The organism is Leptolyngbya sp. UWPOB_LEPTO1 (genome assembly GCF_017302695.1).
Lineage (GTDB): Bacteria > Cyanobacteriota > Cyanobacteriia > Leptolyngbyales > Leptolyngbyaceae > Leptolyngbya > Leptolyngbya boryana.
The window spans coordinates 127,852-152,606 of record NZ_JAFLCJ010000012.1 but is presented as its reverse complement, the minus strand read 5'-3'; the positions used below and the strand labels follow the sequence as shown (position 1 = coordinate 152,606).

The following is a 24,755-nucleotide window of genomic DNA, read 5'->3' as shown; positions in this document are numbered from 1 at the left end:
ATGGAAACGATGTGTTCAGTATTTCTCAACTGTACTGACCACTTCGTACACTGGCTACTCTCATAGGTCAAGCTAGCTTGGCTTTTCCATAATTAGATTCACTTGACCCTGTGTAAAACCCGTCTACTCCAGAGGTATTTGTCTGATGTTGACTGCAACCCATTCCAAGTTCATCCGGTTTTTACAAGAAGAACTGTCGCTATCTACTTCTTCGATCGCGCTGGCATTGCGCTACCGTGAACAAAATCCAGGACCTCTGCCGATGATTCTCTGGCAGTATGGTCTCGTTACGATCGAACAGCTCGACCGAATCTACAACTGGTTAGACTCATCCGAAAGGTAGGTTTCTCAGGTTGTGGCGTGAAAAGACTCTTATTTTTAGACCAGACAGGTAAATCTGGAGGTGCAGAACTGTGCCTACTTGATATTGCAAGAGCGTATCGAGATTCTTGCTTGGTTGGGTTGTTTGAAGATGGTGACTTCCGAGAACGGCTTGAGCAAGAGCAGATTCCGGTTCAAGTTTTAGCGAAAAAGTCGATTGCTGTACGTAAATCAAGCGGCGCGATCGCAGGTTTCCTGGGTTTGGGACAATTAATTCCTTTAGCAATGCGTGTTGCTACCCTCGGTCGTAGCTATGATGCAATCTATGCGAATACGCAAAAAGCTTTAGTTGTTGGTGCGATCGCGAGTGCCTTGTCAAACCGACCTTTGGTGTATCACCTGCACGATATTCTTTCTCCTGAGCATTTCAGCAAAACGAATCGACGCTTGGCAATTCTGATGGCAAATCGCGCCAAGCTGGTGATTGCAAATTCTCAAGCGAGTCGAACTGCATTCATCGAAGCAGGTGGAAATCCCGATCTAGTTGAAGTTGTTTACAACGGATTCGCGCTGGAGCCTTATCAGACTGATGTGCGATCGCCAATTGGATTAGAAGAATTAGAAGGGCGCTTCGTCGTTGGGCACTTCAGCCGCTTATCACCCTGGAAAGGGCAACATGTATTACTCGAAGCGTTGCAGTACTGTGACGAAAGCGTGAGCGCAATTTTTGTCGGTGATGCATTGTTTGGCGAACAAGATTACGTTCAACAATTACAAAATCAGGTGCAGCAATTTCAACTGCACGATCGCGTCAAATTTCTCGGGTTTCGCAATGACGTGACGGCACTAATGAAATCTTGTGATGTGATCGCGCATACCTCGATCGCAGCAGAACCCTTTGGACGAGTGATTGTGGAAGCTATGCTTTGTGGCATACCGACGATCGCAGCCAAAGCAGGAGCAGCCACAGAACTGATTGATTCCGGAACCACAGGATGGCTTACTTCTCCAGGCGATGCGAAAGAATTAGCACGTGTGATCGAGCACTGTCGCCAAAACTCGACTGAAGCTGCTCGAATCGCGGCAAAGGCTCAACATCAAGCCAGCCAGAAATTCCGCCTGACAGAAACGAACGCTCAAATTCAGCAGCATCTTCAAGCTCGGTTGTAGTTCGTTTTGCATCACTGTAATTTCAAACTATGGAGAGATGACCTTGCAGAAAACTTCCTTCATGCTATCAACCGCCGTTCTGTAAAACAGCATGTCTACTCCCAGACCTTTACTCAGCATATTTTTACCGGCTCTGGATGGGGGCGGAGCTGAGCGTGCCATGCTTTATCTCGCGATTGGTTTCGCTAAGCGAGGCTGGAAAGTTGATTTAGTTTTGGCAGAAGCTAGAGGAGCCTATCTCGATCTCGTTCCGCCCGAAGTTCGCATCGTTGATTTGAAGGCAAAATTTCCCGTTCTGATTACAAAAACCTTGGCACTGCGTCGATATCTGCAAATCGAACAACCTGCCGTTCTATTCTCTGCATTAGATATCTTAAGTTCAGCGTTATGTGCGCGCGGTAAGGCTCCGACTCGAATTGTGATGTGTGTCCAGACTTATTTATCTGAACAGTTTAGAAATCATCAAGGTGCAACCTTTGGCAAAGTGCGATCGCGCATGGTGCGCTGGCTCTATCCCAAATCCGATGCGATCGTCGCTGCTTCTTTAGGAACTGCAAAGGATGTTGCTGAACTTACCCAAGTTCCAGTCGAACAAATTCAAGTCATCTACAATCCGGTGGTCACGCCCGATGTATTTCAGAAAAGCCAAGAACCGATCGATCACCCTTGGTTTCAGCCTGGAGAACCTCCTGTGATTTTGGGAGTCGGACGATTGGTCAGCCAAAAAGATTTTTTCACGTTAATCGAAGCTTTTGCTCAAGTTCGGGTGACTCGTCCCGCACGCTTGATGATTCTGGGTGAAGGCGAACAGCGTGCTCTATTGGAGGAACGAATTCGGCAACTCGGACTCGAACAAGACGTCGCCTTGCCCGGATTTGTGGAAAATCCCTACGCCTACATGGCAGCATCAGCTGTATTTGTTTTGTCCTCGAAATTTGAAGGCTTTGGAAATGTTGTGGCAGAAGCCCTCGCTTGCGGTGTTCCGATCGTGGCAACAGACTGTCCCAGCGGACCTGCGGAAACTCTAGCAGCGGGAAAATACGGTAAGCTAGTAAAAATTGCTGATCCGGCAGAAATGGCAACCGCGATTCTGGACACGCTGGATAGGTCGATCGATTCGACGCTTCTCAAACAGCGCTCTCTAGACTTTGAGCGCGATCGCATCGTCGATCAATACCTCACATTTGTGGAAACCCTGTTGCAGACTAGCTTAGATGCGGATTCTTCACATCCTTAACCACGCTCAAAATATTGGAAACGGGATTGTCAATGCTGCAATCGACCTCGCATGTGCTCAAGCTCAAGCAGGTTTTGAGGTCGCGATCGCTTCGGCGGGCGGTGAATATGAATGTTTGATGAAGCAATTTCAAATCCAGCATTTCCCGCTAAAAGTTTCTCGCTCTCCGATAGAAGTATTAAACGCTACCAAGAAATTTAGAAAAATTACGCAAGAATTTTCACCGAATATTGTCCATGCCCACATGATGACTGGCGTGATTTTAGGGAAAGCTTTGCGTGGAAATGCCGATTATGCTTTGGTTTCAACCGTCCACAATGAATGGCAATTTCATGCAGTTTTGATGGGAGTTGCCGATCGGGTCATTGCAGTCAGCCAAGCAGTTGCGCGATCAATGCAACATCGGGGTATTCCAGTACGGAAACTCCATGTGGTGCCGAATGGAACGATTGGCAGTCTGAGACAGACCCCCCTGGATCGGGTCAAACCCTTATTGTTAGAGCGTCCTGCCATCACAACTATCGCCGGACTCTATCACCGCAAAGGAATTGAAGACTTACTTGAAGCCTTTGTGCAGATAGCTGACGAACATCCAACCGCCCACTTATATTTAGTAGGAAATGGTCCGCAACGGGCGGCGTTCGAGCGTCGAGCCAGGAAAAGTCCTCACCGGAAACGGATTCACTTTGAGGGTTTCCAAGCGGAACCGCAGCGATATCTGCTTGCAACGGATGTGTTTGTACTCGCCTCTCGCCGAGAACCTTTTGGGTTAGTGCTCTCTGAGGCACGGGAAGCTGGATGTGCGATCGTCGCCTCCAATGTCGATGGCATTCCAGAAGTCCTCGACGGTGGAAGCGCCGGAAAACTCATCCCACCCAAAGACATCACCGTTCTTTCTAAGACACTTTCCGGGCTGTTGACTCGGCGAGATGAATTAGAAGATTGGAAGCAGCGTGCCCAAACCAATTTAGATTGGTTACGGGTGGAACGTGTTCATCAGGAAACGCTTGGGGTGTATCAAAGTGCGATCGCAGAACTGACTCGGACTGTTTGTGCTTAGGAGATTTATCAGATCTATGGATTGGAAAAAGGCTCAGCCTAACCCGCTGATGATGGCAACACTACTCGGATTGACCGCGATCGCGACTCCTGCAATCGCCCAGACTGCGCCCACTCGACCTGCCCCAGCGGCTGCGAGTCCGGCTCCGGTTCGAGTAGATGAAGGGTACTTACTTGGCTCCGGTGACAGAGTGAAGATCGATATCTTCGGTGTCCCAGAATATAGCGGCGAATATCAAGTCATGTCGGATGGCTCGATCAACTTGCCGCTAGCAGGTGGAGTCGTGGTGCAAGGATTAACGATGCGGCAGGCATCTGATACGCTGGCACGACGCTACAGCGAATATCTGACTCGTCCCGTGATTACCGTCAGCTTGTTGACTGCTCGTCCCATTCAGGTGGCAGTATCCGGCGAAGTGGCACGCCCAGGAACCTACACTACGACGCTGGGGGATGTTGGTATTCCCACCCTGAGCCGCATGGTGCAGATGGCAGGTGGAATCAAGCAGTCAGCAGATCTCAAGCAAGTCGAGATCGTGCGTCGTCGCCCCGGTGGCGGTGGAACACAGACCTTCAAGGTTGATTTAGCCAAACTCTTGAGAGGTGGTGATTTAGGTCAAGACGTGCAGTTGCGCGACGGGGACAGTGTCTATGTGCCTGCAGCGGCCGCGCTAAATTTTGATCAATCGAGTGAACTGGCAAACTCTAGTTTAGGCGCAAGCTTCGATCGACCAATCAGCATTATTGTTGCCGGGGAAGTGAATCGTCCTGGACCTCAAACCGTGCGCGGTGAAACAATCGCGGTCTCCGATACAGGTGCGACAACCCCTGCTCCTGGAGCCACCACAGCAGCACAGCGCCTGAGAGCACCCACTGTTACCCGAGCACTGCAACAAGCAGGCGGTATCACTCAGCGAGCCAACATTCGCGATATTGAAGTGCGGCGGACGGTTGCCAACGGAGCCGAACAAACCATCAAAGTGAATTTGATGAGCTTGTTGAGAGAGGGCGACGGCAAGCAGGACATCATCTTGCAAGAAGGCGATCGCGTCATTGTGCCTCTGGCAACTGCTTCGATTACTCCAGAAGATGCCGCGATTATGGGTCGTGGGGTCATCTCGCCTGAACTGATCACGGTCAATGTGGTCGGGCAAGTAGAAAAACCTGGTGCAGTTCAGGTTCCACCTTACACGACGATGAACCAAGCCCTTCTTGCGGCAGGTGGCTTTGCTCGGGGAGCGCGTAAGAGTTCGGTTGAATTTATTCGCCTTCAGCCGAATGGAGCAGTTGATCGTCGTCGGGTCGATATCGATTTCTCCCGCGGCATTGATCAAGCAAAGAATCCTCCTCTGCAAGCCGGAGATACGATCGTGGTCGGTAAGACTGGACTTCAAAGTGTCGCTGAAGGAATTGGCAGTTTCTTAGGGCCGGCACTTGGTATCTTTGGGATTTTCCGTTAGGTTTCGGTTCCATCTCAAGCTGGGGAAACAAGGCTCTGCATATAAGGTCTGAGCCTTGTTTCTCTTTTTCCCGGCTATTTATAAATTTAATCAATGGGTTAACGAGATTAAATCACTCTTTATTCCGAGACAGGCGACCGAAGAACCGTTTACACTGAATCAAAGCAAGCTTTCTACTTCATTCTTCATTGGAGAATGAGTGAGTGAGTAATCACAGTTGGCTATCGGTCGAAGCGGGATGGTGAAGTAGATGGGTGAGCTAGAACGCTGCTATCAACTATTAGGATTAGAGCCTGGGGCATCGATGGAAGAGGTGACCCAAGCTTATAAGGACTTAGTGTTTATTTGGCATCCTGACCGTATCCCCAAGGATAATCCCCGCTTAGTGCAAAAAGCCGAAGCGAAAATCAAGGAATTGAATCAGGCACGAGATACCTTGCGATCGCACCATAAAAACGGCGCAACTCCAAAACCTGCAGCGGCTCAACCTAAGCCTGCGCAGCAAACTTATTATCAGTCCTACTATTACCGTCCTCCGACCCAATCTTCGACGGGCTACCACAGTGGGCAGACCTCCAGTGGACGGCAAACCAATGGGCATTCGACCAATGGGCATTCGACTAGCGGGCACTCAAATAACGGGCACTCAAATAGCGGGCACTCAAATAACGGACATTCGGAAAAGCACACCGCGAATTCACGCCCAAATTACCAAACCTATCAGCCTTATCCCCGTCCAAATTATCATCAGACTTCGGATGCCAATCGCTCTGAACAGGCAAAATCGGCTGATGCGAATCCGCATAAATCGACGAATGATCAAAACTATTATCGTCAATCCCACTATCGCGCTGAATATCACCAGCCTCCCAAAACGCCCGCACGTCCCCACATGACAGATATGACGGGGAAAGATTTGAGCGGACAGAACTTAAAAGAGAAAGATTTGTCTGGCTATAACTTGAGTCGTGCGAATTTAACGCGTGCCGATCTCAGTGATGCGTTTATGCACAAGGCAAACTTGGAAGGTGCGAAATTAGAGAAAGCGAATTTGTTCCGTGCGAATTTGCTGGAAGCAAATTTGTGTGGGGCAGATCTGCGGGAGGCGAATCTAATCGGCGCGGATTTAAGTGGGGCAGACCTGCGGGGCGCGAATTTAGAGGGTGCGAAAGTTGGCTTTGAAGATCGAGTCATGGTGAAACTCACGGGAGCAAATCTTCAGGGCGCAATTATGCCGAATGGAAAAGTCCACGGGGTTAAGACTTCCTGATGTGTCTTATCGCGCTTGCCAACGGAATTTGCGCGATCGCAAAAACCCGAGTTGTTCTCTCAAAAAGGTCTGTTCCCGGGCTGCATTCAATCTCTGAGCCACCGAATAAGCTTGCTGATAATAGCCCTCAGCCGCAGTGAGTTTGCCCTGCTGCTGTTGATGCTGCGCCACCATTTTCAAAGAGTTCAGCATTTGCCAAGCGTCGTTACTCCGATTTGCCATTGCTAAACGCTGATTCAGCATCTCGGTGAAGCGATTCTCTTGACCCATGCCTCGATTTGCGAGCATCATGCCATCAAACGCTCGAAATTGAGCCGCTTGGTCGCTTCCTGTCTGTGCGAGCGTCATCGCGCGATCGTGGGCTGCATAAGCGAGCGCAAAAGATCCAACCGCCCGATAGGCATCGCCTAAGTTATTCAAAGTATTCGCTGCACCAATGGGATCTTTTGCCTGATCTCGGAACTTGCGGGCTTCTTCGAGAAATGCGATCGCGGCTTGATATCGCCCTTGGGCATAAGTTGCTAATCCCAAATTGCTCAGCGATAATCCCAGTCCTGCATCATGTTTCGCTTGGCGAGCGATTCTCACACCTTCTGCAAAAGAATTCGCGGCTTCAACGGTTTGCCCACGTTGCAGAATCACTTGTCCGACATTGTTATAGCCGTAGATTTGCCGAATCGTATTGCCTTCATCGCGGGCTGCACCCAAACTGCGGCGGAAGGCATTCTCAGCATTGTTCAATTGATTGAGTTGGATATAGGTCATGCCGAGCAAATCATAGACCCGCCCCTGCGCTGGGATTTCGCCAATTTGTTGATAGAGGTCAAGAGCGCGATTCCAATCCGCGATCGCTTGATCGAGTAAACCGCTTCGTTGCGCTTGAATTCCAGATTCCACGATGCGATCGGCGGTTTGTCGCGTACTGCCTTGCGTGCCGTTATTGTACTGAACACGCAACTGGTGATTGAGTGAAGACGCGAAGCTAGGAGCAGCCAGAGCGCTACTGACCAAGAGGCTGAGCGCGATCGAGGGGACGAGTTTCAACATTAGAAAAATTCAATTTCTTCTAGGCTTGGATCGAAATCAGCCTCCAATTCGGAAACCGATTCTTGATCTAAAGCATTCCCACCCAGATAGATCGTTCTAATGTCATCCGGCAAAAGTTTCTCTAAAGCTTTGTAGCCTGCCTGCAAATGTGCTTTGACTTGCTCCGCATCAATTTGTTCACCCTCGGCTTGCAAATACGCAGCAATTCGAGTTTCTCCCCAGTGAAAGGTTTGAGCCATGACGATCGTCAAACGTGTCAAAGGTGGCAACTGTTCTAAAGCACGATCGAGATAACACCAAAATGGCGGAGAAACCCGTCGAATGTCATAATGAATTTCCTCAACAGGCGGCAATTCTGCTTCGTTCATCCCCGATGCCGTCACAGCTAAAAGCCAAGTTTGAAAGGTTGAGCCACTTTGGCTAAACACTCGCAAATCAACGCCTGCCAATTCGTGAAAGACATGTCGCCAAATCAATGCCAAGAGATACTCAGCTTGCACAGGCGAGCGGGCGGAGCGCTGAATTAAGGCATAAACCATGGGACTGTAGCGACAAAACAGCGCTGTAAAGAATTGCCCAGAGTCAGGATAGCGCTGAAACAAGGTCAGCAATTCCTGATCGCTGTGATGAAACAATGCTTTAACGATTGGATGATTTGCTTCTGGAAAAGTTGGAACCGCTACAGCTTTCATAAGAATGTCAAGGTCGGATTAATAACTATATACAGGCTGAATCGAAAATGGCACGTTTTTTTAGAGGTCGATCGCCCAAAAAAATTGTGATTTTCTAAAGCTTGCGGATGGTTTCAGAATCGTATTGATAGAATAAGTGGACTGATTCTGTAACTCAGCCCGTTGCGTTAGTCTTTTTAATCTATGGATAGTTTATTCTCAACTCAAGGCATCATGGTGATGTTGCTCGGCGCATACGCTGTAGCAATGTGGCTTTTCCTGACGAGCGCTCCCAAGGTTCATACTGTGATGGTTTCAGATATTGAGAGCGCCCGCGATTTTTACGAAGGGATGTTGAAGCTAGCAGTGGCTGAGATTCCCCTGCATTATTACTATAATTACGAACAGTCATTGGGAACGGCAGGCGTGAACCCAATGTATCTTACTGGTTCGATGGGAAGTACGACGGCGCGTGGTAACGGCAACGATGGACTGTGGTATCAGCTTAAGAAAAATACTCAACTGCATGTGATTTCTGGTGCAACCTTGGGCGAGAAAGACCGACAACGGCATGTTTGTTTCGATCGAGATTGTCTCGATCAGATCCTTCTCCGCATTCAAACTCGCGGCATCAAGCACAAAATCCGTCGTGAAAAGCCTTTGAATTTTCTAGCAAAAGACTTCACCGGACAAGTGGTTGAGTTTGCAGAAGTTGTGAACTAAGCCTGAATTTGAGTTTTACAACGAGGAGTTAGAAAAGTCTGGCTCCTCGTTTTGCTCTTTAAAAAAGAATAGCTCCCGCAAGGGAGCCGAAGTTATGGTGATTTGACTCTAGGACACAATCGTAATTTTGACGGGATCTAGGCGAGAAATCTGTATCGAAGATTGCTCAAATCCCATTCATGCCTATGGCAAACTTTCAGGAGGACTGACTGAATTTTTCAAGGCAGGTAGATTGTCGGTAGGAACTTGACGAATGCGATTCAGTTGTCCTAATGCCCATTTTGCTGTTTCTTGCACATCTTTGTCTGAATCCTCAGTGGCTTTGTGCAAGAGATTGCTGATTTGCGAAACCATGTCATACACGCGGGTCAAATCTCGAATGGCATTTTTTCGCACTTCTGCATTTTCATCTTGCAATGACACTGCTAAAGCGCGGGTCATTGGTTTGAGGGTGCGAGTCCCAATCTCTGACAGAGTTGAGAGAATTAAACTTCGCTGTTTAGAATCCGAATCAATCAGCAAATCGACGAGCGGCTGAACGGCACGAGTGTCGCCTCTTTGTCCCAACTCCCAAATCACTTTGCGGCGCTTAACTGGATCAGGCGATCGCAGATCTTGAATCAGTTCATCGACGATATTGACTTTCGCAAGTCGCGTCGTTTCCTCAAGCTTGGGCTGAGATTCTAGCTCCGTAGGCTTTGGAGAATTGACAACCTGAGTTAGCGGCTCAGCAATCTCAGATTGGAGAGTTGTCTGCGATCGACCATTGCCATTTTGAGAGGTTGGGCGAGAGTTTGCTAGCTCTGACTTGAGAGTTGAGCCGTTCAACGTTGGAACACTCAATGGCAAGGATGGGGAGGCTGGTAAGGATGGGGAGGCAGGGTTTAAATCAGGCGTAATCGGCTCTAGGATGTCAGGCGTTGTTTGTCCCATACGCTTTAAGGCGATAACAACTGCAACTCCCACGATCGCGACTGCTCCAGCGCCTCCTAGCACAATTGGAGAAGCCCAAAGCGGTGGGTTTGCTGGCTGACCTGTTTTTGCCAAAACGGGTGAGGCTAAATTTTGAGCTTGACTTGCCTCGACCGAACGCGCCGACACACTGAGACAAGCTGCACAAGTGACAATCAGGAGACTGGGGCGTGGGATCATAAACAAATCCAAAACTGCAAATCGCCATTCGACTCCTAGAATGCCCGAATCGATTTAGCGATCGAGGTTAGAGTCCGAGATGGTTGTAATTTCACTGAGATTCGAGTCGGCTTGCGGTAGCATTTGCCTATTCTCGGCTATGTTACCCTGAACTTCTTCGATCGACTCAGAAATTGATCCACTCAAGACATCGCGTTGATTGATTAAGTAAATACTGATAAGGGTTAGAGCAACGCCAATCCACTGAATCGGACTGAGGACTTCAGCTAAGAAAAGGTTGCCAAACAGCAAAGCGAATACGGGTGTCAAAAATGTCAGAGAACTTAAACTAGTCAAGCTCCCACTCGCAGCAAAATAGAAAAATAAACCGTACGCAATTGCACTGCCAAAAATTGTGGAATAAGACAACGACACCCAATTGGCTGCACTTAAATTTGTCCACTGATCAGTTTCTAACTGGCTCGACAATCCAAACAGGGGCAATCCGCCTAAAATCATGTGCCAGCCTGTGGCTGAAATCGGATCTGCATATTGGCAAACATAGCGAGAAAGAATCGTTCCCACCGCCATCGATAAAGCAGCGAGTAACATGAGCCATTGCCCGTTATCGAATAAGCCAGCGAGCAAGTCAGCAAATGAGCCGATATCGACAAAAGCTTCTCCTAAACGTGATCCTGCTGAAAGAATGAATTCTTCAGGCAAGCCGAGCAGACTGATGCCGCAAACGCCTATTGCTAACCCCAGCCAGCCCCACACTCCAATCTTTTCCCCAAAGAGCCATAACGCCATCAGCGCAACTGCTAAAGGCTGAGAATCAATCATCACTGATCCCAGTCCTGCCCCAGTTCTCACTAATCCTTGCGCCAAAAAACCCTGAAACAGTGCGCCATCGACTAGGGCGAAGAAACTAATCCAAAGCCATGCTGCCCACCCTTGTGGTTGCGATCGCTTCATCCAAATTGCTGCCAATAAAACCAAAATTCCCGCAGGGAGTAAACGCACCCCTGCCATAAAAAAAGGCGTGGTATTGGGAATGACTCCTTTCATCGCGACCATTGCAGTTCCCCATAGGAAAAAAGGTGCGATGAGCAGGAAAGGCGATCGAGATTTGAGTGACATGGGCAATTAGGAATGAGGCTACTCTAATCTTAGTAAATTATGTAGATTCGTTAAGTATTCTTTATAGCGATGGCGATCGGATTCGTTAGAATCAAACATACTTGTGATGGTTGAAATTTATGGTTCGGTTCTTTAGAAAACGTGGGTCACGAAAACAGATTGCTCGAATTGAGGTGAAAGGCGCGATCGCAGGTGCAACTCGAAAAAGAGTGCTTGAAAATCTCAAAGTGATTGAGGAAAGAGAATTTCCAGCTCTATTGCTGAGAATTGATAGCCCGGGCGGAACCGTAGGCGATTCTCAGGAAATTTACGAAGCGCTGAAACGATTGCGCGAAAAGGTAAAGATCGTTGCGAGCTACGGCAATATTTCGGCTTCAGGTGGCGTTTACATTGGCATGGGCGCACAGCACATTATGTCGAACCCTGGAACGATTACAGGTAGTATTGGCGTGATTCTGCGCGGGAATAATATTGAGCGCCTGCTCGAAAAAGTTGGCGTTTCGTTCAAAGTGATCAAATCAGGTCCGTACAAAGATATTTTGTCGTTCGATCGAGAACTGACTGAGCCTGAGCAAAAAATCCTACAAGAACTGATTGATATTAGCTATTCTCAATTCGTTCAGACCGTTGCAGAGTCACGAAACCTCCCAGAGGAGACGGTCAGAACGTTTGCAGATGGGCGGATTTTTACCGGACAGCAGGCACTCGCTTTAGGAGTTGTCGATCGCTTGGGAACTGAAGAAGATGCCCGTCGTTGGGCTTGTGAATTGGTTGGGCTTGATCCTGAGAAAACCAAGACATTTAACTTTGAAGAGAAGAAGTCGGTTGTGAGTCGATTCACGTCGAACGATCGCTTAGACGGACTGATTGGAGCCTTGCCGCCGTTGGTTGTCGGAATGGATTGGTTGGAATTTGAACTTGAGACTTGTGGGTTGCCTCTGTGGTTATACCGCCCTTAAGCGTAAAGAATGAAGCAATGATCCGGATTCAATCTATATCCCTTCGTTGATAAGCTAGTGGATTGAGACGAGCAAGATATGGAGGATACCCACGTGCATTGGCGAGTACGAGCAATTCGGGGAGCGACCACCGCTTCAGAAAATACGATCGAGGCAATTCGGGAAGCGGTGACGGAGTTATTAGACGAGTTGGAGGCTTACAACACGTTAGACCCTGATGAGATCGTCAGTGCTACGTTTACGGTGACGAAAGATCTGGATGCGATTTTTCCGGCTGCGATCGCTAGAGAACGTGCGCATTGGGCAAATGTTCCGCTGATCGACGTGCAGCAAATGTATGTGGAAGGAAGTTTAGAGCGGTGTATCCGGTTTTTGATTCATTTCAATACACCTGATCCGAATGTGAAAATCCATCACCCTTATCTGAGACAAGCAAAAAATCTTCGTCCAGATTGGACACTTGCTCAAATTGCTGGAACGCAAAACTAGGTTGCAAAAAAAACTGGGCATCTTCACAAAAAGATGCCCAACAGACTAGCTTTCAAGGTTGACCAGAATTTAAAAGAAAGATAACGATACGATTACATCAGACCCAGGAAGCGCAATACGCCGCTACCTGTTAAATATTCAGTGATCAAAGCAGCCACAAAGCCGATCATTGCTAATCGACCATTCCATAGTTCAGCTTGCGGAGTGAAGCCAAATTTCCAAGCGTTACGATCCTCTACAGCAGGTGCTGTAATCTTTTGTGTGTCTTGCATGGTAAGTACTCTGAACGCATTAGCTGTAAATATATTAACTAATATTACAAAAAGTGTCAAAGTATTACGAATATGGTTAAGTGCGATACATAAAAGTTGCCTTAGAGAAATTTACAGGCGTAGAGACTTTAGAATTGCTAAAACAAGAATTGCTAGAACAGCGCAGATTCTCTTTTCCATACGGAGAGAATGCAGCCTGAGGAGAAAGACTCGTAAATCAGTAAATCGCAACTTTCCGCAGGTCGGATAATACCCGGCTTCTGGATCTAGCGATATGATTAAAGACATTGATATTTGTAAAGAAACGTCAATGATTGTTTCTGACTCTGGTTTATCCAAACTCAAGGCATCCGTGACCGAGAAACTCTTCTTTGGGCACGAGCCATCTGCTGAGTTAATCGCGATTCTGCTGGTCTATTTTGTCCAAGGGATTCTCGGATTAGCTCGATTGGCTGTGAGTTTCTTTCTCAAAGACGAGCTACATCTCAATCCGGCTGAAGTCTCAGCACTGCTGGGTATTGTAGCGCTGCCCTGGATGATCAAACCTCTATTTGGGTTTATCTCGGATGGCTTACCGATCTTTGGATATCGTCGTCGTCCTTATCTGATTCTGTCTGGACTCATTGGAACCACAGCTTGGATTCTCTTGGCAACGGTTGTGCATTCTGCTTGGGCAGCAACGTTGGCAATTTCATTGGGATCTTTGTCTACCGCGATCGCAGATGTCATTGTCGATTCCCTGGTTGTCGAACGAGCTAGAGGCGAATCTGTAAGTGGTGCGGGTTCGTTGCAGTCCCTAAGCTGGGGAGCTTCTGCATTGGGTGGTTTGATGACTGCCTACTTCAGCGGGGCATTGCTTCAGCAGTTTGATACTCGAACGATTTTCTTAATCACCGCCACATTTCCGCTGATTGCTTCATCTGTGGCTTGGTTGATTGCAGAATCTCCAGTTACCTCGAAGCCTGATTGGTCAGTTGTGGGCGATCAATTGAAGCAATTGAAGCAGGCGATTACGCAGAAATCGATTTGGCTGCCAACTGCATTTTTATTCTTGTGGCAAGCGACTCCAACGGCTGAATCTTCGTTCTTTTACTTCTCAACGAATGAATTGGGATTTGAGCCGGAGTTTTTAGGGCGAGTTCGACTTGTCACGAGTATTGCCTCGATCGTTGGAATTTGGGTGTTTCAACGATTTCTCAAAGGGGTGCCATTTCGAGTCATTTTTGGCTGGTCTACCGTCATTTCAGCCGTTTTAGGATTGTCGATGATCCTGCTCGTGACGCATACCAATCGAGCATTGGGAATTGACGATCGCTGGTTTAGCTTGGGCGATAGTTTGATTCTGACGGTGATGGGACAGATTGCTTTCATGCCTGTGCTCGTGCTTGCAGCAAGACTCTGCCCGCCGGGAGTGGAAGCGACCTTATTCGCGTTGCTAATGTCGGTTGTTAACTTGTCTGGATTAGTCTCATACGAGTTTGGAGCGTTACTGACTCACTGGTTTGGTGTGACCGAGACAAACTTCGATAATCTATGGATTTTGGTCTTGATTACGAATTTGAGCACGTTGTTACCCTTACCTTTACTCGGTTGGCTGCCTGGGGCAGATGCGACGACTTCTGAGCCGATCAAACTTGCTGAGCCAGTTGGACAAGCTTTGGTTTCGGTCGGTAGCAGTGAAGTCGTTGAAGTCCAGAAAGATAGTGTTTAGGAATTGATTGGATAATGCAAGGATTTCAGCTTTTTGAACATGCAGCGACGGTTCCGACCCGTTCTTACAACACAGAAGAATGGCAACGCGGATATCGATCGCTGAAAGAAGAACATAGTTATTGGATTGAAGAGATTGAAGGCGAAATCCCGACTGAGCTAAACGGAACGTTGTTTAGAAATGGGCCTGGATTGCTTGATATCAATGGAGAACGGATTCAACATCCGTTTGATGGCGATGGCATGATTAGCGCGATCGCATTTCACAACGGTCGTGCTCATTACCGCAATCGATTTGTTAAAACTGAAGGCTACTTAGCAGAACAAAAAGCTGGCAAAATTCTTTATCGAGGCGTATTCGGCACTCAAAAATCTGGCGGCTGGCTCGCGAATGCTTTTGATACTCGCATTAAGAATATTGCTAACACACAAGTGCTTTACTGGGGCGGTAAATTACTTGCCCTTTGGGAAGCCGCAGAGCCGCATCGTCTTGATCCGAAAACTTTAGAGACGATCGGGTTAGAGTATTTCGATGGCGAACTCTCGACAGGCGCACCGTTTGCGGCACATCCTTGGATTGATCCATCGAGTCAATTTGATCAGGGCAACCCTTGCTTAGTCAACTTCTCGATCAAGGCTGGATTATCCTTCACCATTAGCATTTACGAATTGGATCTCGATGGCAAAATTGTTCGGCATCATGAGCATCCAGTTCCGGGATTTGCTTTTATTCATGACTTTGCTATCACACCGAACTATTGCATCTTTTTCCAAAATCCAGTTGCATTCAATCCTTTGCCGTTTTTAGCAGGATTGCGATCGGCAGGTGAATGTATCAAGTTCCGCCCGGATCAACCTACAAAAGTTCTGATTATTCCCCGCGATCCAGCCCTCAAAGCAAAACCTCAAATCCTGGAAACGCCATCGGGTTTCGTGTTTCACCATGCGAATGCGTTTGAACAAGATGGTGGAATTGTGCTTGATTCGATTTGCTATGAGAGCTTGCCATCGGTTGAACCGGGTTCGGACTATCGCGAAACTGATTTCGATGCGCTTGCACCGGGTCAATTGTGGCGATTCCGCATGAATTTAGAGTCGGGAACAGTCGATCGACAACTGCTCGAACCTCGCTGCTGTGAATTTCCTTTTATTCATCCTGCACTTGCTGGACGACAGCATCGCTATGTTTATCTCGCTGCGGCTCATGCTGAAAGCGGGAATGCTCCCCATCAAGCGATTCTCAAAGTCGATGTCGAAACTGGAACACGTCAGATTTGTAGTTTCGCACCCGATGGCTACGTTAGCGAACCTGTCTTTGTGCCGCGTGGAAAAGCTTCAGAATCTGGGCTTTACACCGAAGTGCAAGGTGCAGAAGATGACGGATGGTTAATAGCAGTAGTCTTTGATGTGAAACGCGATCGCTCAGATGTGGTGATTGTTGATGCAAAGGATTTGAGTGTTGTTGCAAAGCTCCATTTGAAGCATCATATTCCTTACGGGCTGCACGGCTCGTTTACGCCGCATTACTTTGAATAGATTGCAACGCAGAAGAGCGATCGAACTAAGTTCGATCGCTCTTTTGCATCAGCGTCGTGAAAGTTCTCTTGCTGCGTAAATCCCGCCCAAGAAGCCGAAAAGGTGCCCTTCCCAGGAGATACCGAAGCGACCCGGCAGCACTCCCCAAATCAAACCGCCGTAGAGCAAACCGACAGCGAGAGATAGCGCGATCGACAAACTACTCCGTTCAAAATAAGCTCGTGAGAGTAGAAAGCCGAAATAGCCAAAGACGACACCACTCGCCCCAATATGTAATCCTGCTGAACCAAATAACCAGGTTCCGATTCCGCTTGCTAAAGCGACGATCACACTGACTTTGAAAAATTCAGGAATGCCGCGCAGCATCACAAACCAGCCCATGACAACGAAGGGAATGGTGTTACTAATGAGATGCTGAAAGTTCAGGTGTAGAAATGGGGCTAATAAAATACCTCGCAGCCCAATCGTGCTACGAGGATAGATGCCCAGGTAATTTAATCGACCGCCTAAAGCAATATCGACAAATTCCAGCAGCCACATTGCGGCAACGATCGTGCCAAGGATTGCAATATGAGCTTTGATTTCATCACCGATTCCGTTGGGATCGTTATAGTCGCGTCGCGTCATAGCGGTTTTTTGTGTTGAGATGTTTCTGTTCTAGCACAGAGTTCTCAACGAAATTAAGCCGCGATCGCCGATGAGCGTTGAGCCGCGAGTTCCATTAAGCGACGAATTCGTTCTTCGGTTGCCGGGTGAGTGCGGAAGAGAGACTGTAACCCTTGGGTTGATAGCGGATTCACAATTAAGAGCGGTGACATTGCCGGATTTCCATTCATAGGGATTTGATGCCCAACGGTCTCCAATTTCTCTAGCGCACTGGCAAGAGCTAACGGGTTGGCAGTGAGTTCAGCAGAACCTTGATCTGCCGCAAACTCACGAGTTCGAGAAATTGCGAGTTGAATCAATGAAGCGGAAAGGGGGGCAAGAACAATCAGAAATAAGATGCCTAAAGGATTGTTGCCCCGGCGATTATTTCCGTAAACTGGCCCATATAGAGCGCCGAAGGTTAAGATGCGACCGAGAAAAGTGATGGCACCTGCGATCGTACCTGCAACCGCTTGCGTCAGCGTATCGCGATTCTTCACGTGAGTTAATTCGTGAGCGAGAACGGTTTCTAATTCTTCTGGAGACAGCAGATCAACAATTCCTTCTGTCACTGCTACAGAAGCATGTTCTGGATCGCGTCCGGTTGCGAAGGCATTGGGGGATTTGGTGGGAACGAAAAAGATTTTGGGCATGGGAATTTCCGCTCGATCGCTGAGTCGTTTCACCATGTCAAAGAGTTCGGGGGCTTGTTCACGTTCGAGTGGCTGAGCAGCATAGGATGCAAGCGCAACTCGATCAGAGTAATACCATGACCCAAAGCTCGTGAAAGCTGCAAAGATTAGTCCTAAAATAAGACCTTGCTCATTTCCGACAAGATAGTAACCTGCTAAAACTAGGATTCCGCTTAAAAGTCCTAATAGTCCTGCTGTTTTAACTTGATTGATACCTAGCATGTTGATCAAATTTTGAAGGGGCAGTCTGATTGTCTAAATTTACGTTGTGATTTGACTCTATCTGATGATTGAATCCTCTTTCTCCGACAGAACGATATTTCGGATTGGTTGTGCAATTTGGGCATATAAACAATGGGTGGGCGATCTGTTTCCGCCAAAAAGTAGAGCTTCTGATTTTCTAAATCTCTACAGTCGTCGCTTCACTTGTGTTGAGGGTAATACGACGTTTTATTCCATTCCCGATCGCGCTACAGTCGATCGCTGGAAGTCGGAAACGCCGCCCGGCTTTAAGTTCTGCCCAAAGTTGCCGAAAACATTGACTCATTCTGGAAAGCTTGCCTCATCGATCTCAGGAGCCTTGCAGGTTTTGGAACTCATGCAGCGGCTCGACGATCGCTTAGGGGTCTTGTTTGCTCAATTACCTCCAAGCTATAGCCCTGCGAATTTTGCAGATTTAGAAACGTTTCTTCGAGGTTGGAAGGGTGCAGATTTGGCGTTAGAAGTTCGACATGCCCAATGGTTTCAAGAGCCGCATCGCAGCCGCTTGAACGAGCTATTGCAAGAGTTAAAGATTGGGCGAGTGTTGCTAGATACACGTCCAATCTATGAATGCGAAGATGATCCACAGTTAGAGAGCGAACGCAAAAAGCCGAAGGTTCCATTGCAGCCGGATGTGACTGCACCGTTTACTTTGATTCGATATATCAGCCATCCAACTTTGAATCAGCAGTATTTGGAAGAATGGGTAAAAATTGTCGATCGCTGGCTACAACAAGGCACAGAAATTTACTTTTTTGTTCATTGCCCTGTTGAAGAACATTCACCCCAAAACGCCCGCCAATTCCAAAGATTACTAGAGCAGCAAGACGTGAATGTTCCGCCTCTTCCCTGGGATTTGATAGAACAACCGCCCTCACAGATGTCCTTGTTTTAATTTATTTCGTAGCTGTCGAGGAGCATTATTCGTCTCGTCCTGGGATGGAGCAGTCTTCACGAATTTCATGCTGCCATGCGATAGGATCAATCCCTGAAAAAGCGCGATTTGCTGATAATCTCTCCAACACTTCAGCCATTTTTTGACCACGAGTAGCAGCATCTAAGCCTGTAGTTTCTTCTAAGACAGTAATATGCGCTGGAATCGATTGCTCTCCCAATTCAGGAGCTTCATCAAGCCACTCGATCGAATTGCCCTTTAAAACAGCCTTAAATGTTTGAAGCATGAGGACACTTGTGATCTACATTTCTGTATTATCTCGCTTTTAAGTTTGGCTCAATTCGTTTGGTCAAATTAGTACCAATTTTGAAGAACTTGCTTAAGAATATCACCAACGGAAGCGCCTACAAAAATGGCAAGAATTGAACTGGTGAAAGCAATCACCAAAATATCAATAAATGGATTTAATGTTGGGAACTGCGATTTGTAGCCGATTACCGTAGCAAACCAAATCGAGGCAGCAATCCAAATTCTCAGTTGTTTCCGTACTGAACCAGTTGACAGCGTTGGAGCTTGTTCAGATTCTATTTCAATGCCTGATTCGATTTCAGAGGGGTCTGTCATATTTCTCCTAGTTCTAACGATCCCACTAGACTGAAATTCTCAACAAGAATCCTCCGTTCGTCGTGACAATCAAATCCTTCTCAAACACTACGATGCCCGACGGAATTTGATATTTTGCTGTTTTCACATCCGCGATCGTCGAAACTTTTCCCGCTTGATCGACTGCGACGACTAACCCTGCATTCGTCGTCGCCACAATTTGATCGCGCCAAATCGCGACATTAAAGGGCAATCCAAATCCAGCCTCTTGCAAATCGACGATCGCTTTCACGTCTCCTTTCTCACTCACTCGCACCAAATGTCCACTCGACTGCGCCACAACCACGGAGTCCCCTTGCACGACTAGCCCAAATGGATTCTTAAACTCAGTCAAATTCGCGATCGTCCGAATTTCCCCTTTTTGGCTCACTCGCACCAACTCACTTGTCGATTCGACCACATCCGTCGAGACTGTGACCCAATACTCATCTCGAAACACCGTCACCCCAAACGGCGCACCATAAGAACCACTCTGACGAGACAAATCCGCGATCGTCTCTACTTTGCCATCGGGTTTCACCCGCATTAAATAATGCTGAGGCAGAAAACCTGATACCGTCGCAATCACATCATTGCCTTGAGCGGTCATCCCAAACGGGACACCTGACTCATCCTTCATAAAATTCGCGATCGCCGAACTTTCTCCCTGGGGTGTCACTCTCAACAGTTGCCCATCTAACAACGGCACAATCAAATCCCCTTGCCTCACCGTAATATTCTGAGGGGTATAGATATTTAGCTTTTGAGAAATCACGGAGAGAGTTGCCATCATCTCAGAAAGTTTAGAAAAGTTGATAAGAATTCAAGCAGCAGGAACTCCGCTCGTTGGCTGAGGTCAAAAAAGCTTGTGATTTCTAAGCGTAGCAATGTTACCCTCTACATGCGGTGCAAACCTCAACTTCTATTTAGAATTTGATTCATTGACCTGACGTAGACATCCTCGGTATTCCTGCGCTTGAATCGCCATATAACTCATGTAAAATAACCAAGTTTCCAAAGTCACTTTACATTGAAGAAAGAAATCGCGCAGATCTAACCCGATGAGGTTTGAGTAATTTGCAATCCGTAGACAACCGTTAAATTTCTAGAAAGCCCGATGAAAGCAACGAATTCACTTCCCACCGCCCCCTTCGTCCTCCGACTCGTCGGCATCATTATGATCGTGTCGTCGATGGTGGACTATATTTCGGTTCTAATTCCGCCGAATTTCTCTGATAAAGCCTGGTTCGCGAACGTTGTCACACAAATCGTCGATCGTGGAATCATTCCACTCGTCGGTTTTGCCTTCCTCTTCGCCGGTGCATTCCTAGAAAGCGGTTCTTTCAATCTTGGAGAGCGCGTTAAACCTGCGATGTCGTTCCGGTTCTGGGCGATGCTGCTGTCTTTGCTCCTCGGGTTGGTGTTCCTCATTGCTTTCCCGCTGCACTTAAACAATACCCGTCAGGTTTCGGATCAGGCGCTAGAGCGCATCGATCGAGAAGCAAAAGACGCAGAAAATCAACTCAATACCCAAGTTCAACAGCGTCAAGATCAGATTACTGCTGCGCTGCGTGACCCGAATCAGAGCAAACAATTGGATGATCAACTCAAACAAATTGATGCAGCGATCGCCAGTGGTCAATTAAAAGGAGATCAACTCACTCAAGCCCAACGAGCGCAGAAAGAACTGCAAGCGCTAAAAGCGAATCCCAATTCGGTTGCCGATCGTGCAAAAGAATTCCGCAACACACAATTGACTTCAATTCGCGAACGGCGCACTCAAGCCGAGAATCAAGCGAGAAACGAATTCTGGAAAACTGGAATTCGGGTCGGGATTAGCAGCTTACTGCTCTCGCTGGCGTACTTCGTGATCGGGTGGTCAGGATTACGCGAGTTGGGTGTGATTGGTGGGAAGCGCAAGCCTGTAATGCGATAAAAATCTGAGGCTGCTTGCAAGATTAAAAAGGCAAATGGGGAGAACTAGAAGGTGATCCCCTTTGCCTTTTTTTTACGGTTATGTTTTCTATTTTCATCCTGACGCACAACGAAGAAGTCGAAATCGCTGCATGTATCGAGTCAGCGTTGTTGTCAGATGATGTAATCGTTGTCGATTCTTGTAGCGATGATCAAACGATCGCGATCGCAAATTCTTATCCCGTTCGCGTGATTCAACATCCGTTTGAAAGTCACGGCAAACAGCGCACCTGGATGCTGCAATCTGTCCCTGTGAAACACGAATGGGTATACATCCTCGAAGCCGATGAGCGGATGACGCCGGAACTGTTTCAAGAATGCCTCGACACAATTCAAACAGCCGAGCATATCGGCTATTACGTGGCAGAGCGCGTGATGTTTATGGGCAAATGGATTCGCCGCAGCACGCAATATCCGAGATATCAGTTGAGACTCTTTCAGAAAGAAAAAGTTTGGTTTACCGATTACGGACATACTGAACGCGAAGTCGTAGACGGAACCACTGGATTTCTCAAAGAAACTTATCCGCATTACACCTCTGGTAAAGGCTTCAGCCGCTGGATTGATAAACATAATCGCTATTCGACAAATGAAGCGATCGAAACGATCCATCAACTTGAAACCGGAGGCTTAAATTGGAGCGCGCTATTTTTTGGCAAATCTGAAGTCGAACGGCGACGGGCATTAAAGGATCTGTCGCTGCGACTGCCTTTTCGACCGTTGATTCGATTTTTCTATATGTATCTGCTCTTAGGTGGGATGTTTGACGGCTATCCAGGATTTACCTGGTGTATGCTGCAAGCGTTTTACGAATATTTAATTACGCTGAAGGTTTGGGAACTCCAGCATCAGCCTGTAGACTCTCCCAAACTCGTCACACCGATCCTAGAAAATGTTAAATAATATACAGATCGTGTTCGGATATGTCGAGCGGGGATCAATGATTAAATAAGAAAGCTTAGAAATTCCTCAAATTCTCAACCTTTCTTTACAATATTAATAAACAGAGTAGATGCTGATTGCAAGATTTTTTGAGGAGCGTTCCTAATTGCGATTCAAGAATCGAAATCTACTTCTAAGGTAACGTCTACACTGAATGGCATAGCTGCCGTTAGATGAAGGAGATATCTGTGATCCATCGTCTTAAGCAAGATCTAAAAAACGACCTGATCGCCGGATTACTGGTTGTAATTCCGTTGGCAACGACGATTTGGCTGACGTATACGATCGCGAATTGGGTGATCAATTTCCTGACGCGCGTTCCGAAACAATTGAATCCTTTTGACGGCTTACATCCGCTCTTAGTGAATCTGCTCAATTTTATCGTAGGGCTAGCGGTTCCTCTGTTCAGTATTCTGTTTATCGGTTTGATGGCACGGAATATCGCGGGGCGTTGGCTCTTGGATGTCGGTGAGCAAGTTTTGCAGGCAATTCCGCTAGCGGGTGCGATTTATAAAACGCTGAAACAATTGCTCGAAACGGTATTACGCGATTCGAGTGGAAAGTTTCGCCGCGTTGTGTTGGTGGAATATCCGCGTGAGGGAGTTTGGTCACTAGGATTTGTCACGGGTGCGATCGGAGCCGAAGTGCAATCGCATTTCAAGACGGATATGCTGAGCGTCTTTATTCCCACGACTCCCAATCCGACCACGGGCTGGTATGCCGTTGTGCCTGAGAATTCGGTGATTAATTTGTCGCTGCCGATCGAAGATGCGTTCAAGGTAATTATCTCAGGTGGGATTGTCAGCCCAGACTCAATGAATGTGATTACGACTTCGACAACTACGAAACCTCCTTTAGTTGAAGCAACGGCGGACGAGTAGTACGCTTGAGGGGAATTTGAGGAGGTTGTATGCCGGGTTCCCCTAGTGTGTTGGCGTTAGATTTTGATGGTGTAATTTGTGATGGTCTGAAAGAATATTTCCAGACCTCTTGGCAGGCTTACGCGCAAATTTGGCAGACGGATACGACGCCGAATGAGCAGATCGCACCTGCTTTTTATCGATTGCGTCCGGTGATTGAGACGGGCTGGGAAATGCCTATTTTGATCCGATCACTGGTAGTCGGTGTGCAAGAAGAAGAGATTTTGCAGAATTGGCTGACGATCGCGACTCAGACGATTGAGAAAGAGCAGTTAAAACCGTTAGAGATCAGTGCAGCGGTCGATGGAATTCGCGATCGCAAAATTGCAACCGATTTAGACAACTGGCTGGCAGAGCATGAATTTTATCCGGGCGTGATCGATCGACTGAATACAATTTTGAATAGCTCAACTGATTTTTTCATCATCAGTACAAAAGAAGGACGATTTATCAAGCAGCTTCTGAAACAGGAAGGGATTGAGTTAGCAGATTCGCAAGTGTACGGCAAAGAATCGAAGCGACCGAAACCACAGGTTTTGAAAGAACTCCAACAGGTTTATCAGGGTGCGATCTGGTTTGTTGAGGATCGATTGAAAACCTTACAGGCAGTTGAGCAGCAGGAATCGTTGCAAGAGGTCGAATTATTTCTAGCAGATTGGGGATATAACACGCGATCGGAGCGAGAAGAGGCGCAGAATAGCGATCGAGTTCATCTAATTTCGCTAAACCAATTTGGGCAAGATTTTTCTAACTGGCTGTAGTGTTGGAAAAATCACTCACTTTTGAGTTCTTGAGTAAAGATGTAACTAAGCGAATAGGAATCGACTTTATGCAAATTACGATCGATGTGCCTGATGCTATCCAGATGAGCGAAGCAGATCTTCGGATTGAATTAGCGATCGCACTTTTTCAACAGGAACGAATCACTCTCGGCAGTGCAAGCCACCTGGCTGGATTAAATCAAACCGAGTTTCAACGCCTGATTGCCACTCGTGGAATTTGCATTCACTACGATGTTGAAGATCTAGAACAAGATCTCATCAGCTTGCGACAGGAAGGCTGGTAAATGCTCATCGTGAGTAATACGTCGCCACTGAGTAATCTAGCAATTATTGGTGAGCTTTCTCTTCTACAATCTGTTTATCCAAAGATTCTAATTCCTTCAATTGTTGAAGCTGAATTAATGCGGCTCCCTGAGATTCAGCCCATCATTTCTAATCAAATTGCATCAGGTTGGCTAGAGGTTCAGGTTCCAACTGATTTACAGCTTCTTCAAGCCCTCAGTCAGTCCCTCGATCCAGGTGAAGCTGCTGCAATTGCTCTAGCGATCGAACTGAATGCTGATCGCCTTTTGATTGATGAGAAACTAGGGAGAAGGATCGCGAGCGAATACGGACTCAAAATTCGCGGTATTGTTGGCGTCTTGGTCAATGCAAAAACAAAAGGACTTGTTCCTGCGGTTCAGCCTATTCTTGATCGGCTAATCGAGCAAGCAGGATTTCGGATTAGTCAATCACTGTACGATCGCATACTTCAAGAATCAGGCGAATAAAACAAGAAGCCCAGCCTATTTGACAAGCTGGACTTCT

General features: G+C 47.3%; 28 protein-coding genes. 18 read left to right on the top strand and 10 right to left on the bottom strand.

From position 1 onward, the window contains the following. Positions 1–145: 145 nt before the first annotated feature. The 6 genes from J0L70_RS18815 (at position 146) to J0L70_RS18790 (ending at position 6,517) form a co-directional block, all read left to right on the top strand. Complete coding sequence (locus J0L70_RS18815; RefSeq protein ID WP_017288083.1) at positions 146–343, top strand: DUF2949 domain-containing protein; 198 nt, start codon at positions 146–148, stop codon at positions 341–343. Positions 344–360: 17 nt separating this feature from the next. Then, entirely contained in the window at positions 361–1,491 is a 1,131-nt protein-coding gene (locus J0L70_RS18810) for a glycosyltransferase (RefSeq protein ID WP_287455531.1), read from the top strand. Positions 1,492–1,582: 91 nt separating this feature from the next. Continuing rightward, entirely contained in the window at positions 1,583–2,728 is a 1,146-nt protein-coding gene (locus J0L70_RS18805) for a glycosyltransferase (protein WP_017288085.1), read from the top strand. After that, a complete protein-coding gene (locus J0L70_RS18800) occupies positions 2,706–3,788 on the top strand; it encodes a glycosyltransferase family 4 protein (protein WP_017288086.1) in 1,083 nt (360 codons plus the stop codon). The genes J0L70_RS18805 and J0L70_RS18800 overlap by 23 nt, the downstream gene beginning before the upstream one ends. A gap of 16 nt (positions 3,789–3,804) precedes the next feature. Continuing rightward, positions 3,805–5,247, top strand: coding sequence for a polysaccharide biosynthesis/export family protein (locus J0L70_RS18795; RefSeq protein WP_017288087.1), 1,443 nt, complete (start codon positions 3,805–3,807; stop codon positions 5,245–5,247). A gap of 250 nt (positions 5,248–5,497) precedes the next feature. After that, positions 5,498–6,517, top strand: a complete 1,020-nt coding sequence (locus tag J0L70_RS18790; RefSeq protein WP_017288088.1) for a pentapeptide repeat-containing protein — start codon at positions 5,498–5,500, stop codon at positions 6,515–6,517. 6 nt (positions 6,518–6,523) lie between these two features. On the opposite strand, the gene J0L70_RS18785 is transcribed toward J0L70_RS18790, so the two are convergent. Both J0L70_RS18785 and J0L70_RS18780 read right to left on the bottom strand, forming a co-directional pair. Further along, on the bottom strand, positions 6,524–7,564 hold the full coding sequence (locus tag J0L70_RS18785; protein WP_287455530.1) for a tetratricopeptide repeat protein: 1,041 nt from the start codon (positions 7,562–7,564) through the stop codon (positions 6,524–6,526). Then, complete coding sequence (locus J0L70_RS18780; protein WP_017288090.1) at positions 7,564–8,256, bottom strand: RNA polymerase sigma factor; 693 nt, start codon at positions 8,254–8,256, stop codon at positions 7,564–7,566. Before J0L70_RS18780 ends, J0L70_RS18785 begins: the two co-directional genes overlap by 1 nt. A gap of 183 nt (positions 8,257–8,439) precedes the next feature. Between J0L70_RS18780 and J0L70_RS18775 the strand changes: the two genes are divergently transcribed. After that, complete coding sequence (locus J0L70_RS18775; RefSeq protein ID WP_026148622.1) at positions 8,440–8,958, top strand: VOC family protein; 519 nt, start codon at positions 8,440–8,442, stop codon at positions 8,956–8,958. 183 nt (positions 8,959–9,141) lie between these two features. On the opposite strand, the gene J0L70_RS18770 is transcribed toward J0L70_RS18775, so the two are convergent. Next, the gene (locus J0L70_RS18770) at positions 9,142–10,110 is read right to left on the bottom strand and encodes a HEAT repeat domain-containing protein (RefSeq protein WP_287455529.1); all 969 of its coding nucleotides are present in this window, start codon (positions 10,108–10,110) and stop codon (positions 9,142–9,144) included. 54 nt (positions 10,111–10,164) lie between these two features. Beyond that, positions 10,165–11,229 carry a DMT family transporter gene (locus tag J0L70_RS18765; protein WP_017288098.1) on the bottom strand — a complete coding sequence of 355 codons (1,065 nt, stop codon included), beginning with the start codon at positions 11,227–11,229 and terminating at the stop codon, positions 10,165–10,167. A gap of 119 nt (positions 11,230–11,348) precedes the next feature. On the opposite strand from J0L70_RS18765, the gene sppA reads away from it, so the two are divergent. Both sppA and aroH read left to right on the top strand, forming a co-directional pair. After that, positions 11,349–12,188: a signal peptide peptidase SppA gene (sppA, locus tag J0L70_RS18760; protein ID WP_017288099.1), complete on the top strand. Its 840-nt coding sequence runs from the start codon at positions 11,349–11,351 to the stop codon at positions 12,186–12,188. A 78-nt stretch (positions 12,189–12,266) separates the two neighbouring features. Continuing rightward, positions 12,267–12,677 carry a chorismate mutase gene (aroH, locus tag J0L70_RS18755; RefSeq protein ID WP_287455528.1) on the top strand — a complete coding sequence of 137 codons (411 nt, stop codon included), beginning with the start codon at positions 12,267–12,269 and terminating at the stop codon, positions 12,675–12,677. Positions 12,678–12,769: 92 nt separating this feature from the next. On the opposite strand, the gene J0L70_RS18750 is transcribed toward aroH, so the two are convergent. Further along, complete coding sequence (locus tag J0L70_RS18750; protein WP_017288101.1) at positions 12,770–12,949, bottom strand: CAB/ELIP/HLIP family chlorophyll-binding protein; 180 nt, start codon at positions 12,947–12,949, stop codon at positions 12,770–12,772. 274 nt (positions 12,950–13,223) lie between these two features. On the opposite strand from J0L70_RS18750, the gene J0L70_RS18745 reads away from it, so the two are divergent. Together J0L70_RS18745 and J0L70_RS18740 are read left to right on the top strand one after the other, a co-directional pair. Continuing rightward, positions 13,224–14,660 carry a folate/biopterin family MFS transporter gene (locus tag J0L70_RS18745; RefSeq protein WP_017288102.1) on the top strand — a complete coding sequence of 479 codons (1,437 nt, stop codon included), beginning with the start codon at positions 13,224–13,226 and terminating at the stop codon, positions 14,658–14,660. Between the two features lie 14 nt (positions 14,661–14,674). After that, positions 14,675–16,195: a carotenoid oxygenase family protein gene (locus J0L70_RS18740; RefSeq protein ID WP_287455527.1), complete on the top strand. Its 1,521-nt coding sequence runs from the start codon at positions 14,675–14,677 to the stop codon at positions 16,193–16,195. 48 nt (positions 16,196–16,243) lie between these two features. Here the strand turns inward: J0L70_RS18740 and J0L70_RS18735 are convergent, their stop codons facing one another. Together J0L70_RS18735 and J0L70_RS18730 are read right to left on the bottom strand one after the other, a co-directional pair. After that, the gene (locus J0L70_RS18735; protein WP_017288104.1) at positions 16,244–16,822 is read right to left on the bottom strand and encodes a rhomboid family intramembrane serine protease; all 579 of its coding nucleotides are present in this window, start codon (positions 16,820–16,822) and stop codon (positions 16,244–16,246) included. Positions 16,823–16,875: 53 nt separating this feature from the next. Continuing rightward, positions 16,876–17,754 (bottom strand): M48 family metalloprotease, encoded by an 879-nt coding sequence (locus J0L70_RS18730; protein WP_268184581.1) that lies wholly within the window; start codon positions 17,752–17,754, stop codon positions 16,876–16,878. Positions 17,755–17,818: 64 nt separating this feature from the next. Between J0L70_RS18730 and J0L70_RS18725 the strand changes: the two genes are divergently transcribed. Then, complete coding sequence (locus J0L70_RS18725; RefSeq protein ID WP_287455526.1) at positions 17,819–18,688, top strand: DUF72 domain-containing protein; 870 nt, start codon at positions 17,819–17,821, stop codon at positions 18,686–18,688. 25 nt (positions 18,689–18,713) lie between these two features. On the opposite strand, the gene J0L70_RS18720 is transcribed toward J0L70_RS18725, so the two are convergent. The 3 genes from J0L70_RS18720 to J0L70_RS18710 form a co-directional block, all read right to left on the bottom strand. Beyond that, positions 18,714–18,974: a hypothetical protein gene (locus tag J0L70_RS18720; RefSeq protein WP_287455525.1), complete on the bottom strand. Its 261-nt coding sequence runs from the start codon at positions 18,972–18,974 to the stop codon at positions 18,714–18,716. A gap of 68 nt (positions 18,975–19,042) precedes the next feature. Next, positions 19,043–19,312, bottom strand: a complete 270-nt coding sequence (locus tag J0L70_RS18715) for a hypothetical protein (RefSeq protein WP_287455524.1) — start codon at positions 19,310–19,312, stop codon at positions 19,043–19,045. 25 nt (positions 19,313–19,337) lie between these two features. Continuing rightward, a complete protein-coding gene (locus tag J0L70_RS18710; RefSeq protein ID WP_287455523.1) occupies positions 19,338–20,120 on the bottom strand; it encodes an NHL repeat-containing protein in 783 nt (260 codons plus the stop codon). A 327-nt stretch (positions 20,121–20,447) separates the two neighbouring features. On the opposite strand from J0L70_RS18710, the gene hpsJ-B reads away from it, so the two are divergent. From hpsJ-B to J0L70_RS18680, 6 genes are all read left to right on the top strand, one after another. Continuing rightward, complete coding sequence (gene hpsJ-B, locus J0L70_RS18705; protein WP_199329622.1) at positions 20,448–21,266, top strand: hormogonium polysaccharide biosynthesis protein HpsJ; 819 nt, start codon at positions 20,448–20,450, stop codon at positions 21,264–21,266. 80 nt (positions 21,267–21,346) lie between these two features. Continuing rightward, positions 21,347–22,207 (top strand): glycosyltransferase family 2 protein, encoded by an 861-nt coding sequence (locus J0L70_RS18700; protein WP_017288111.1) that lies wholly within the window; start codon positions 21,347–21,349, stop codon positions 22,205–22,207. Positions 22,208–22,434: 227 nt separating this feature from the next. Continuing rightward, entirely contained in the window at positions 22,435–23,127 is a 693-nt protein-coding gene (locus J0L70_RS18695) for a DUF502 domain-containing protein (RefSeq protein WP_197693268.1), read from the top strand. Between the two features lie 29 nt (positions 23,128–23,156). Further along, entirely contained in the window at positions 23,157–23,927 is a 771-nt protein-coding gene (locus J0L70_RS18690; RefSeq protein WP_287455522.1) for an HAD family hydrolase, read from the top strand. A gap of 68 nt (positions 23,928–23,995) precedes the next feature. Next, complete coding sequence (locus tag J0L70_RS18685) at positions 23,996–24,232, top strand: UPF0175 family protein (RefSeq protein WP_287455521.1); 237 nt, start codon at positions 23,996–23,998, stop codon at positions 24,230–24,232. Continuing rightward, positions 24,233–24,718 (top strand): PIN domain-containing protein, encoded by a 486-nt coding sequence (locus J0L70_RS18680; protein ID WP_287455520.1) that lies wholly within the window; start codon positions 24,233–24,235, stop codon positions 24,716–24,718. Positions 24,719–24,755 lie beyond the last annotated feature (37 nt).